The organism is Nostoc sp. DedQUE09, from assembly GCF_034530915.1.
In the GTDB taxonomy this organism is placed as follows: Bacteria; Cyanobacteriota; Cyanobacteriia; order Cyanobacteriales; family Nostocaceae; genus Nostoc.
The window spans coordinates 12,720-26,610 of the sequence record NZ_JAVRCE010000063.1; the positions used below are offsets into that span (position 1 = coordinate 12,720).

The window sequence follows — 13,891 nt, forward strand, 5'->3', positions numbered from 1 at the left end:
GAGGCGCAGATAACACAGAGTAAAGAGATTAAATATGCAACCTTTATGTAGAACAGCTTAGTTTATGTTGGCTCTGCCGTTCTAGAGTTTTTGTGATTTGGAGTACAGAACGTACTATCACTTATGAGTATCAACTTTGGACGCGAAATTTGTGGTGTTCTCGATTTGGCAGCAGGGCGAGAATGGTTGGTAACTAATGGCATTGGTGGTTATGCTTCAGGCACAGTATCAGGTATACTTACACGTCGCTATCACGGATTACTTGTGGCAGCACTAAAGCCGCCACTGATGAGAACTCTGTTACTAGCTAAGTTAGATGAAACGGTTCTGTATGACGGACGCAATTATTTCCTTGGAGCCAACCGTTGGACTGGTGAAGCTGTCAATCCTGATGGCTATCGGCACATTGAATCCTTCGAGTTAGAAGGCACAATCCCAACGTGGCGATTTGCTTGTGCAGATGCTTTATTGGAAAAACGTATATGGATGCAACCCGGCAGCAATACCACTTATGTCCAATATTACCTGCATCGTGCTACTCAACCATTGGTGCTAAAGCTGAAAGCACTAGTGAATTATCGAGATTATCACGGTAGCACACATGCACAAGGCTGGCAGATGAACATTGATGCTATTGAACGTGGCATCCGTGTTACCGCTTTTGGGGAAGCAACGCCGTTTTATTTATTAAGCGATGGCGGTCATGCTTCACCCGCTCATGAGTGGTACTATGAATTTGACTTAGCCGGAGAACGCGATCGCGGACTGAGCGATCGCGAAGATCATCTGTATGCAGCAACCTTTGACGCTACCCTCCAGCCTGGTGAATCACTCACCTTTATTGCCAGCACCGAGATGCATCCAGAGTTAAATGGCAAGGCAGCCTTAGACTTACGTCGCTCTTATGACCAAAAGCTACTCGGACTCTGGAAAGAAAACTATATCAATGCTAAAGCAGCTCCAGAGTGGATACATCAGTTAGTTCTAGCTGCCGACCAATTTATCGTCAGTCGCCCAGTCCCAGATGAACCAAATGGTAAAACAATCATTGCTGGTTATCATTGGTTTGGTGACTGGGGGCGCGATACAATGATTAGCCTACCTGGTTTGACAATCTCGGTTGGTCGTCCAGAACTTGCACGCCCTATTTTGCGTACTTTTGCCCGCTACGTAGACCAAGGTATGTTGCCTAACCGCTTTCCAGATGCAGGTGAAGCACCAGAATATAATACAGTAGATGCAACCCTTTGGTATTTTGAAGCGATTCGCGCTTACTATGCGGCGACAAAAGACGACCAATTGCTAAGTGAATTATTTCCTGTACTAGCAGACATTATTGATTGGCACTGTCAAGGAACGCGCTACAACATCCACCTAGACCAGAATGATGGTCTACTTTATGCAGGTGAAACAGGCGTGCAACTCACCTGGATGGATGCCAAAATTGGTGATTGGGTAGTTACGCCACGCATTGGCAAACCCATAGAAGTCAATGCCCTGTGGTGTAATGCTCTGGGAACTATGGCCAACTTCGCACGCAAGCTAGGTAAGCCGCACCAAGAATATGAGCAACTGCAAGAGCGTGCAAATACAGGATTCCAGCGCTTTTGGAATGATGCAGTTGGTTACTGCTACGACGTTCTAGACGGCCCTGAGGGAGACGACGATTCATTGCGACCAAACCAAATATTCGCTGTATCCTTACCACAAAGCCCCCTAACTAAAGTTCAACAACGGGGTGTGGTTGAATCTTGTGGGCGATCGCTTCTCACCTCCCACGGTATACGCAGTCTTGACCCCAATCACCTACAATATCAAGGTCACTACGGTGGAGATCAACTTCAGCGAGATAGTGTTTATCACCAGGGAACGGTTTGGGGCTGGCTGATTGGGCCGTTTGTTTTAGCCCACCTACGTGTTTTCAACGATCCAGTACAAGCTCGGAGTCTACTTGAACCAATGGCTAATCATCTTGGCGCTCACGGCGTCGGTAGTCTCAGTGAGATTTTTGATGGCGATGAGCCACTCACTCCACGAGGTTGTATTGCTCAAGCCTGGACGGTGGCGGAAGTTCTTCGCGCGTGGATAGCAACAGAACCTACCACAGAGAATTTTGAGTTTTAAGTTTTGCATTCATAGAATCAGTATTATTTAAGACATTCAAAACATCCTTGTGCTAAAGATTTTTAATCCAAAATCCAAAATCCCTATGACTCAAGAAGAAGCAAGATTAGCAGCAGACCGCGATCGCACCGCTTATTGGAAACGATGGGGTTCCTACCTGAGTGAACGGCAGTGGGGAACAGTGCGCGAAGACTATAGCCCTGATGGTACCGCCTGGGAATTCTTTCCCCACGACCATGCCCGCTCCCGTGCCTATCGCTGGGGAGAAGATGGGATTGCAGGAATTTCCGATAATCATCAGCGACTATGTTTTGCGATCGCTCTCTGGAATGGTGAGGATGAAATTCTCAAAGAGAGGCTTTTCGGCCTGACAGGGAACCAGGGGAATCACGGGGAAGATGTTAAAGAATACTACTTCTACCTGGATAACACCCCTACTCACTCCTATATGAAATATCTTTATAAATATCCCCAAGCAGCTTTCCCATACAGTCAGCTCATAGAAGAAAATCAGCGCAGAGGTCGCCAAAACTCGGAGTTTGAATTAATTGACACAGGTATATTTGACCAAGACCGCTATTTTGATGTATTCGTTGAATACGCTAAGGCTTCACCCGACGACATTTTGATTCAAATCACTGCAATTAACCGAGGATCAGAAGCAAAAACGCTGCATTTATTACCAACGCTTTGGTTTCGCAACACCTGGTCTTGGACTGGTAATCAACAAGAGAAGCCGTGGTTAAAAATTAGCCAATCTAACTCTGACCTCAGCACCATCGAAGCTTATCACCCCTCTTTAAAAACCCGATGGCTGTATTGTAATGAAACTCCAGAACTATTATTTACAGAAAATGAGACTAATAATCAAAGATTATTTGGGGTCAACAATGCTTCACCATACGTTAAAGATGGAATAAATAATTATGTAGTGAATGGGCAAAAAACAGGGGTTAATCCCAATCGGATCGGTACTAAATTTGCAGCTCGTTACCAATTAGAAATCGGTGCAGGCGAAACCAAGACAGTGCGATTGCGATTAAGTGACGCGCAAAATTTAATTGCACCATTCGGGACGGAATTTGATACAGTTTGGCAAGAGCGCCAGCGCGAGGCGGATGAGTTTTATCAGCGAATTTGTCCGTTGCCGATGTTAGAAGACAGGCGGAATGTGCAGCGGCAAGCATTTGCTGGAATGTTATGGAGCAAACAATTTTACTACTATGTAGCCGACCAATGGCTAAAAGGCGATCCGGCTGGGCCGACGCCGCCAGCATCACGGCTCAATGGCAGAAACCATGAATGGTTTCATGTATTTAACGACGATGTACTTTCCATGCCCGACAAATGGGAATATCCTTGGTTTGCGGCTTGGGATTTAGCTTTTCATGTAATTCCGCTCTCGATGATTGATCCTGACTTTGCCAAGCTGCAACTGAGTCGCTTGACACGAGAGTGGTATATGCATCCTAACGGCCAGCTACCGGCCTATGAATGGGCTTTTGGTGATGTCAATCCGCCCGTTCATGCTTGGGCAGCATGGCAGGTTTATCAGATTGAGCAAAAAATCTATGGTCGTGCGGATAAAAAATTTCTGGAGAGTGTCTTCCAGAAATTACTGCTAAACTTTACTTGGTGGGTTAACCGGAAAGATTTTGAGGGCAAGAATATCTTTCAGGGTGGCTTTCTAGGCATGGATAATATTGGTGTCTTTGATCGCAGTGTTCAACTACCAACTGGTGGATATCTGCAACAAGCAGATGGTACAAGTTGGATGGCGATGTATTCTCTGAATATGCTAACGATCGCTTTAGAATTAGCAAAAGAAAATTCTACCTATGAAGATATCGCCAGCAAGTTTTTCGAGCATTTCTTGTACATTGCTGATGCTATGAACGGTGTTGGTGATGCCGAAATAGCGCTATGGGATGAAACTGATGGCTTTTACTACGATGCTCTACATTTACCAGATAGTCATCAATTCCCGATGAAAGTGCGATCGCTTGTGGGGTTAATTCCATTATGTGCCGTGAGCATTTTAGAATCAGAAACCTTAGATCAGCTCCCAGGCTTTAGAGAGCGAACGCAATGGTTTCTGAAAAATCGCCCCGATCTGACTCGAAATATTGCTTGTATGCAGAAAGAAGGTATCGGTGAGCGCCGACTGCTAGCGGTTGCCTATCCAGATAAACTCCGTCGCATCCTAGAAAAGATGTTAGATGCAACAGAATTTTTCGGGACTTATGGTATTCGCTCTGTGTCTAAAGTTCATGCATCCGATCCTTACGTTTTAAAGGTAGATGGTCGGGAGTATCGAGTCGATTATGAACCTGCGGAGTCTAGTACAGGGATGTTTGGCGGTAATTCCAACTGGCGTGGGCCAATTTGGTTTCCCATTAATTATTTACTCCTAGAATCACTACAAAAGTTCTATCGCTACTTTGGAGACGATTTCAAAGTTGAGTGTCCTATCGGTTCAGGTCAAATGATGACGCTCAAGGAAGTATCAATTGAATTAGCTCAAAGACTAATCCAAATTTTTCTTACAGATGCTTCTGGTAAACGACCTTTTTATGGTGGAACAGACAAATTTCAAACTGACCCAAATTGGCGCGATCTGATTCTGTTCAATGAATACTTTCATGGCGATAATGGCGCTGGTATTGGTGCTAGCCATCAAACTGGTTGGACAGGTTTAATCGCCAAATTAATCCAGCAATGTGCAGAACAGGTTTTGTCAGAATAAAACTTCGTTGTAACTCAATACAATTCAGATACAGCACTTTGCAACTAAATGAAGTACACCCCTCCCTAACCCTCTCCTTGCCAAGGGGAGGGTTAGGGAGCAATACAGTTCATATCATGTCCGCATAATTAGTTATGATTCCCACAGTCATTGCACCCCACACGCCAGTCGCTCATGGGGGAAACCCCCAAGACCGCGCTGGCTCCCCTTAATCCCCTCCCCGCTTGCGGGGAGGGGAGACGAAGCGTAGCTTTGGCGGGGTGGGGTTCTTCGGGTTTAGTAAGTAATCAAGCGGACATGATATCAGTTAAAAAAATAATCTGTTGAGGCAGGCAGGGGAAGCAGGGGGAGAGAAAAATGCTTAACTGAACCATATTGGGTTAGGGAGGGGTATTTTTGTACTGAAATCTGCTGTAAGCCTAAGACCCTGACGTAGAGGCACGATTTATCGTGTGAGGTTAAGCTGTACTTCACCCCGATAAAGCTGTGCTTTATCTCCCATCTCCGAACTCACGCAGAGGGTTGAGGGTAAGGTTTTGAGATGTATTTCATGCTTATTAGAAAACACTATAGACATCTATTAAATAATTAGAAATAATAGTCTTTATTACTTATTTATTATCAAAATAATACAAACATGTTCCGAAACTTAAACCCTTGTAACTATACTATATACTCATTAATATTAATTCTTATAAACTACTTAATAGGTAATTAAATTGCCGTAATTGGTAGATTGATATTTTCAATTTTTCTTGCGGTAGCTTGACTCAACAATTACTCAAAACTAATCAAAACAAAGATGGAAAAGTAGATACTACAAACAATAACCCTTGTTGAAGGCAATATTGTAATGAGAAACTCATGAGTAATTTAACATCAACCTAGCCATTAATAAATTGCTAAGAATATCCTTATAAAACCCCGTAAAGAATTTGTTAGTGGCTAAAAGAATGCTAAATGACTCACCAGTAAAATCCTGTCAGGACAGAAAGAAAAATGACTTTAACTACAGATAGATATCAGGTTGAACTAGCAATACCTGATTACCACTTAGAATCGGGATGTTCACATCCTTTCGGTGCAGTACCAGACAAAGATGGAGTAAACTTTTCCCTCTTTTCAGAACATGCTACCTCTGTGGAACTCTTATTGTTTGATCGGGATGATGCTCCGCAGCCAACAAAAGTTATTCAGTTAAACCCAAAGATCAATAAAACCTTCCACTTTTGGCATATCTATGTTAGAGGGTTAAAAGCAGGCGCTCACTACGCTTATCGAGTTAACGGTAATCCTGATTTACACCGAGCAGGACATCGCTTTAATAAGAATAAGGTACTGCTTGACCCTTATGCTAGAGGAAACACTAACACTCTTTGGCAGCGCAACGATGCTTTAGGGACAAAAGATAACGTGACTACATCTATGCGTAGTGTAGTTATTGATATATCTGATTATGACTGGGAAGGCGATCGCCCGCTCAATCGCTCAATGAGTGACACCATCATTTATGAGGTACATGTTGGCGGATTTACCAAATCATCCTCTTCCGGCTGCAAACACCCCGGCACTTTTTCTGGGATCATAGAGAAAATCCCTTACCTCAAAGAGTTAGGAATTACAGCCGTTGAACTCCTGCCAATATTTGACTTTGACGAAAAGAACATTCTTCGAGAAGTCAATGGTAAGGAACTAAAAGACTACTGGGGATACAACCCCCACAGTTACTTTGCTCCGGAAGCTTCATATTGTGCTTTTCCTGATGTTGGAAATCATATCAGAGAGTTTCGAGATTTGGTCAAAGCTTTACACAAAGAAGGAATTGAAGTCATTCTAGATGTAGTCTTTAACCACACCGACGAAGGTAACCATGAAGGCCCAACCATCAGTTTCAAAGGACTTTTTAATGATATCTTTTATCACCTAGTGCCTTGGGATAAGCAGTACTACATGGACTACTCCGGGTGTGGCAATACCGTCAATTGCAACCATCCCATAGTAGAAAAGTTAATTGTAGATTGCCTGGAATTTTGGGTGAAAGAAATGCATGTTGATGGTTTCCGCTTTGATGAAGCCTCCATCCTATCTCGCAGCCAAGACGGAGTACCAATGATCCATCCGCCAGTGATTTGGCACATTGAAACATCAGAAACACTAGCTGACACCAAAATTATTGCCGAGGCTTGGGATGCCGGTGGCCTTTATCAAATTGGCGACTTCCCTGGATATCGTTGGGCAGAATGGAACGGACGTTTTCGAGATGATATCCGGCGCTTTGTCAAAGGAGATCCTGGAATAGTTGGAGCAGTTGCTTGGCGGCTAGCTGGAAGTGCTGACTTATATCAATCAAGCAAACATTTACCCATTAACAGCATCAACTTTATTACTTGTCATGATGGGTTCACACTTAATGATTTAGTTTCGTACAACCACAAGCACAATGAAGCCAATGGTGAAAACAATCGGGATGGTGCCAATGACAATTTGAGTTGGAATTGTGGGGTTGAAGGAGAAACTGACAATCCAGAAATTGATGCATTACGTCGGCGACAGATTAAGAATTTTGCAGCCATTCTCATGCTCTCTCTAGGTGTACCCATGCTTGTGGCTGGTGATGAAGTCAGACGTACCCAAAAAGGTAACAATAACGCTTACTGTCAAGATAACGAAATTAGTTGGTTAGATTGGAATCTTGCTGAGAAGAATGCTGATATTTTCAGGTTCTTCAAAGGGATGATTAATTTACGCAAATCCTACTGCCATTCTGCCTTACGTCGGAGTTATTTTTTCACTGGTGAAGTTAACGAACGTGGGTTGGCAGACATTGCTTGGCATGGTTGTAAGTTGTTTGAACCAGGTTGGCACGACTCTCATGCTAGAGTTCTCGCATTGACTGTTGGCGGCTTTGAAGGAGAAGCAGATATTCATATCATGCTCAACATGTATTGGGAGGATCTCGACTTTGAAATTCCTTCTATTAAAGGAAGAAGATGGTGCAGAGTCGTAGATACTGCTCTTCCTTCTCCAATGGATATTGCAGAGCCAGGAGAAGAAACTGTAGTTTCAGGTAACGTCTATCGTGTTAAAGAGCGTAGCGTTGTTGTTTTGATTTCTAAATGGTTTCCAGTTAATGAATTTCCAATTCGGAGTGAATTCAATGACTAATATAGGCTTTTCGTTTTCGGATTTGATTGCTGGGTATGTTATCGGTTTTGATTCAGGTAAAGGAGATTTTGGCACTTTTGAACTTAAAACCTCAGATGGCAGGAAATTTAAAGTAGCATTGACATCAATGACCTATGCTGAACTAGTACGCAATTTAGATGAGCCTTTCTTTGATTGTACTAGCCAAATAAGTTCAATGCTCGTTCCAAATTGCTATCTTTTTGCCTACGGTATTTTTTATCCTGAAGCAGGTGAACATAAGTTTGAAGCTAAACACATAGTTTTTCTGGGTAGAACAGAAAATGAGTATCTTTTTGAAAGACCAGATTGGTGGGTCAAGCAGATACGAAGCCTTGGCGATTTTTACCTCAAAGCTCAGTTTGAAGATGGCGAAATTGATTATCGAAAATATCGCACAGGTATCGGTTTAGTTGGTTCCAAAGAAGATAGTAATCGTCAAGAAACTGACACCATTTCTCGCCTAGTTTACGGTTTTGCCACAGCCTACATGATGACTGGGGACGATCGCTATCTTGAAGCTGCGGAAAAAGGTACTGAATATCTGCGCCAACACATGCGTTTTCTCGATGAAGGCGAAGGAATTTGCTATTGGTATCATGCTGTTGATGTGAATCCAGGTGGTAGCGAACAGAAAATATTCTCCTCAGAATTTGGGGATGATTATGACGCTATTCCAGCTTATGAGCAAATTTATGCCCTGGCTGGCCCCACCCAAACCTATCGGATAACGGGCGATCCCCGCATCATTAAAGATATCGAGTTGACGATTAATCTGTTTGACAAGTATTTCTTGGACAAGACAGAGAAAGGAGGATTTTTCTCTCACATCGATCCGATTACTCTCAGCCCCCATTCTCAAACTCTAGGCCACAATCGTGCCAAGAAGAACTGGAACTCCGTAGGCGATCATGCTCCAGCTTATTTGATCAATCTTTGGCTAGCGACTGGCAAAGAAGAATACGCAAACTTCTTGGAGTACACCTTCGACACCATTGAAAAGCGGTTCCCAGATTATGACAATAGCCCATTTGTTCAAGAACGTTTTTATGAGGACTGGACTCACGATACAACTTGGGGATGGCAGCAGAATCGAGCAGTTGTAGGTCATAACCTGAAAATTGCTTGGAACCTAATGCGGATGAACCACCTGAAACCAAAAGAAAACTATGTGGCTCTGGCAGAAAAGATTGCAGAAATCATGCCAGCAGTCGGTAGCGACCAACAGCGTGGGGGATGGTACGATGTGGTGGAACGTACCTTAAAACCAGGGCAAGAGGAACACCGTTTTGTCTGGCATAATCGGAAAGCTTGGTGGCAACAGGAACAAGCTATCTTAGCCTACCTGATCTTGAATGGCTCACTTGATAAACCTGAGTATCAACGCCAAGCCCGTGAAGCGGCAGCTTTCTATAATGCTTGGTTCCTCGATTACGTGGCTGGGGGTATCTACTTCAATGTTCTGTCAAATGGGATTCCCTACTTGTTAGGAACGGAACGGGGCAAGGGGAGCCACTCAATGAGCGGTTATCACTCGTTTGAGTTGGCCTACTTAGCTTGCGTTTATACAAATTTGCTGATTAATAAACAGCCAATGGATTTGTACTTCAAACCAAAGCCAGGTGGCTTTAAGGACAACATTCTGCGAGTTGCACCAGATATCCTACCACCAGGCAGTGTGCGGATTGGCGATGTCTGGATCAATGGGCAAAGGTATGCCGATTTTGATGCTGCAAACCTGACGGTTAAACTGCCGATTACTCAAGACGATCTCAAAGTTAGAGTCAGGCTTCTCCCGACTCAAGTATCTTTCGACGCAACGCTGTTAGAAGTGAGTAATGGTACTGCCAAAATCGCCTTAACTGGGTTATTGGATGCTAATGGTGTGGTACATTTTCAGGAAGCGATCGCCAAAGCTACAGAACAGCCAATCAATCGTCTAGTCTTACTACTACAAGAATTGGAATGTATTACTACTGCTGGTCTGCGATCTTTGATTTTCACTAAGCAAAAACTGGGTTCTCATGTTGAACTCTATATAGTTGGCGCACCAGAGAACGTGAAACAATTCCTGATGATGAGTGCATTTTGCGACAGTGTAACTGTTTTGGATCGGTATGAAACTGCTGAGATGGCTAGTGTGTAGATTGCGTTGAAAGACCTTTTAGTAGCCCTAAAAATTGGATAGCAAATACATACTTTCAATCAGGAAAGTAGGGTTTATCCAAAGCTATTAGGACTAGGCTCAATACAGTTCGGTTAAGGAAAGTTATTTGTTAAAATGAGTAAAGGGAGCAGGGAGAGCGGGGGGCTGGGGAAGTTTTTTTTCCCTGCACTCCTAGCCTCCCTTACTTATTCAAAGAGTATTGGGACTATGCTTTATCTTTGACATCACTGCAACCAAATTCTGTATAAAAATACTAAATTTTTTAGTGGTATTCATCTCAAAGCCTTGTACAGAATGGATTTTGCATTTTAGGGAAAATTTAAAGGAAGGAGTAAAACTTAGACTTTCTTTTTTCGTGGCAAAGATATTGTCCATCAAAAGCGACTCAGGACTCTTGACTGTATTGTTGTTATATAACAACCGATTTTAAAGCCTGAACCCTAACAATAGTGTTAGTCAATAGTTGTAAATATAGTGATAAGACACTCAAGGCTTAGGACTAGGCAAATAATTACAAATATCATCCCCAGAAAGGAGCTATTTTGGTTAATCCTGTACTACTTACTGTTGACGATGACCCCGGAGTTCTACGAGTAATAGAGCGAGACCTCCGACATGAGTATGGCGATCGCTTTCGGGTACTACGAGCCGACTCAGGTGCAAATGCTTTAAGAGTATTGCAACAAGTAAAATTACGTAACGAAACAGTTGCGCTCTGTGTGGTAGACCAACGGATGCCACAAATGTCGGGTGTGCAGTTCCTTGAACAGGCTATGGAAATTTTCCCGTCTGCAAAACGAGTTTTACTAACAGCTTATGCGGACACTGATGCTGCTATCTCTGCGATAAATACAGCAAAGATTGATTATTATCTTCTCAAACCTTGGGAGCCGCCACAAGACCTTCTGTACCCAGTTCTGAGCGATTTATTAGACGATTGGATTTCGTCATACCGCCCACCCTTTGAAGGTATTCGCGTTATTGGCTCCCGTTGGTCGCCCAAGAGTCATCACATTAAGGACTTCTTGGCCCGCAATTATATGCCTTATCAGTGGTTGGACATTGAGGTAGAAGAAGAAGCGCGTCAGTGGGTTAGTTATGCTCAATGTAATACCGCGCATTTACCACTAGTAGTTTGCCCTGACGGTTCATATCTCACACAGCCAACGCACGCCGAAATTGCTAAAAAAATTGGGTTGAAGATGCAGGCCCAAATGCCCTTTTACGACTTGGCGATCGTGGGGGCTGGCCCATCTGGTTTAGCAGCAGCAGTCTATGGAGCTTCTGAAGGTCTACGCACAGTATTGATTGAAAAAGAGGCTCCAGGGGGTCAAGCAGGGACGAGTTCCCGGATCGAGAACTATTTAGGCTTTCCCCAAGGAATTGCTGGATCGGAATTAGCTCGCCGCGCCGTTACTCAAGCTAAACGATTCGGAGTAGAGATTCTCTCGCCTCAAGAGGTAATTGACATTCGCTTGCAAGATTGTTATCGGATCATCAAGCTGAAAGATGGGACAGAATTAAGCTGTTACGCATTGCTGATTGCGACAGGTGTCTCATATCGTAAGCTTAATGTGCCTGGGATTGAGAATGTGACTGGGGCTGGTGTATACTACGGTGCGGCAATGACCGAAGCACTCTCCTGCCAAAATGAAGATGTTTATGTAGTTGGCGGAGCTAACTCAGCTGGGCAGGCTGCGGTGTACATCTCTAAGTATGCTCGCCATGTGACTATATTGGTACGCGGCAACTCACTGGCTACAAGTATGTCAAAGTACTTGATAGACCAAATCTTAGCAACAGACAATATCACGGTAAGGTTTCACTCCCACATTGTCGAGGTTCATGGCCAGACTAACCTAGAGGCAATTACGATCGCTGACACTAAAACCCACGAAAAGGAAACTATTCCCACAAAGTTACTGTTCATTTTAATTGGCGCAAACCCACACACTGATTGGCTGGCTGGGATTGTGGACAGAGACGAACAAGGGTTTATCTTAACTGGGCCAAGCTTGATACCCGATAAACGATGTTCAAAGGCATGGAAACTAGAGCGCCAACCCTTCCTGCTGGAATCCAGTGTCCCAGGTATCTTTGTGGCTGGAGATGTGCGTAATGGGTCTGTTAAGCGAGTAGCTTCTGGCGTTGGAGAGGGTGCGATCGCTATTCAGTTCATCCATCAATACCTAAGTAAGGTGTAATTATGTTAGATGCTTTGCGTCAAGTGTCACTTTTTGCACAATTGACAGATGAGCAATTGCAATGGTTATCTGAACACGGCTGCGAACTATGTCTGGTTTCGGGAGAATACATAGCCATTGAGGGAGAACCACTAGACTATTTCTATGTGCTGATCGAAGGCGAAATTGAGTTTACCAAAAAGGTCGGCAATGCAGAAAAACACGTCATGAGTTTTGGTGCTGGAACATATACAGGTCATGAGTTGATTTTATTAGATGTTCCTCACTATCTCCTCAACGTGCGTGCCGTGAAACCGAGCTATATGTTGAAATGGCACACAGATACTTTCTGGGAAATGCTGACAACCTGTCCGTCGATTACACGTGACCTTTTAATCATCACGGCACAACGGGTGCAAATGTTGGAATCTATGTCACAACACCACCAAAAGCTAATTGCACTGGGTACTTTAGCTGCTGGATTGGCCCACGAGTTGAACAACCCAGCAACAGCCGTTGTTCGAGGTGGGAAGCACTTGCAGAAAATCTTTCAACAATTGCCATACCTTGGACTCCAACTCAATCACAGGCAGATGACAAAAGAACAACTGTTGTTTCTTGACAACTTGTTGCACTCAGTAATTGTACGTGCCAAAACCCCCTGCGACTTACAAGATTTACTAGCGCAAAGCGATCGCGAACAAGAAGTGACAGCCTGGCTGGATTTACACAACGTGCCTGATGGCTGGAAAATTGTTTCTTCCTTAGTCCGGGGAGGACTAGATACTCAATCCCTGGATACTATTGTGGAACATTTGCCCCCAGGCTCACTCGCTGAAGTTCTAGCTTGGCTCGAGGCCACACTCACAGGAATTGAGTTGTTGGACGAAATCGACCAAAGTTCGGGGCGCATTTCCGAACTGGTCAAAGCTATTAAAGAGTACTCCTATATGGATCAGGCTCCGATGCAGGAGGTGGATATACACCAGGGAGTTGAAAGTACGCTGACTATTCTCGGTCATAAGCTCAAGGGTGGCATTAGTCTAACGCGCGATTATGACCGGAGCCTACCACTAATCTTGGTGTATGGTAGCGAACTCAACCAGGTATGGACGAACTTGATTGACAATGCGATCGATGCAATGAGTGGACAAGGACAAATCAGGATTCGCACAGCACGAGAAAATAAGTGTGTGCTAGTAGAAATTGCCAACAACGGTCCAGCCATTCCGCCAGAGATTCAAGAGCGGATATTCGAGCCTTTCTTTACCACCAAGGGGGTGGGTCAGGGAACAGGTTTAGGTCTAGTAATTAGTTACCAAATTGTTGAAAAGCATAAAGGCGAGATCCGCTTGTTCTCCGAACCAGGAAACACCCGTTTTCAGGTTATTCTGCCCATATCTTTGGTTGAAACAACATCTGAATGCCATCAGTGCCAATTTATACCATCTGATGATACAAATATGCAATTTATACACAGTTGATTAA

At 43.9% G+C, this 13,891-nt stretch carries 6 protein-coding genes; all 6 read left to right on the top strand.

Translation table 11 applies throughout. The annotated features are described in order from the left end of the window. The first annotated feature begins 123 nt into the window (after positions 1-123). The 6 genes from RMY27_RS28410 (at position 124) to RMY27_RS28435 (ending at position 13,887) form a co-directional block, all read left to right on the top strand. Positions 124-2,124: an amylo-alpha-1,6-glucosidase gene (locus RMY27_RS28410; protein WP_322668191.1), complete on the top strand. Its 2,001-nt coding sequence runs from the start codon at positions 124-126 to the stop codon at positions 2,122-2,124. 85 nt (positions 2,125-2,209) lie between these two features. Further along, the gene (locus tag RMY27_RS28415) at positions 2,210-4,870 is read left to right on the top strand and encodes an MGH1-like glycoside hydrolase domain-containing protein (protein WP_322668192.1); all 2,661 of its coding nucleotides are present in this window, start codon (positions 2,210-2,212) and stop codon (positions 4,868-4,870) included. A 999-nt stretch (positions 4,871-5,869) separates the two neighbouring features. Then, complete coding sequence (glgX, locus tag RMY27_RS28420; RefSeq protein WP_322668193.1) at positions 5,870-8,035, top strand: glycogen debranching protein GlgX; 2,166 nt, start codon at positions 5,870-5,872, stop codon at positions 8,033-8,035. Then, on the top strand, positions 8,028-10,199 hold the full coding sequence (locus RMY27_RS28425) for an AGE family epimerase/isomerase (RefSeq protein WP_322668194.1): 2,172 nt from the start codon (positions 8,028-8,030) through the stop codon (positions 10,197-10,199). Before glgX ends, RMY27_RS28425 begins: the two co-directional genes overlap by 8 nt. A gap of 563 nt (positions 10,200-10,762) precedes the next feature. Next, the gene (locus tag RMY27_RS28430; RefSeq protein WP_322668195.1) at positions 10,763-12,424 is read left to right on the top strand and encodes an FAD-dependent oxidoreductase; all 1,662 of its coding nucleotides are present in this window, start codon (positions 10,763-10,765) and stop codon (positions 12,422-12,424) included. Between the two features lie 2 nt (positions 12,425-12,426). Next, positions 12,427-13,887, top strand: coding sequence for an ATP-binding protein (locus RMY27_RS28435; RefSeq protein WP_322668196.1), 1,461 nt, complete (start codon positions 12,427-12,429; stop codon positions 13,885-13,887). The last annotated feature ends 4 nt before the right edge of the window (positions 13,888-13,891 follow it).

Bases quoted from the DNA above. Each gene is read 5' to 3' on its own strand.
- RMY27_RS28410 (WP_322668191.1), top strand. From the start codon at position 124: ATGAGTATCAACTTTGGACGCGAAATTTGTGGTGTTCTCGATTTGGCA.
- RMY27_RS28415 (WP_322668192.1), top strand. From the start codon at position 2,210: ATGACTCAAGAAGAAGCAAGATTAGCAGCAGACCGCGATCGCACCGCT.
- glgX (WP_322668193.1), top strand. From the start codon at position 5,870: ATGACTTTAACTACAGATAGATATCAGGTTGAACTAGCAATACCTGAT.
- RMY27_RS28425 (WP_322668194.1), top strand. From the start codon at position 8,028: ATGACTAATATAGGCTTTTCGTTTTCGGATTTGATTGCTGGGTATGTT.
- RMY27_RS28435 (WP_322668196.1), top strand. From the start codon at position 12,427: ATGTTAGATGCTTTGCGTCAAGTGTCACTTTTTGCACAATTGACAGAT.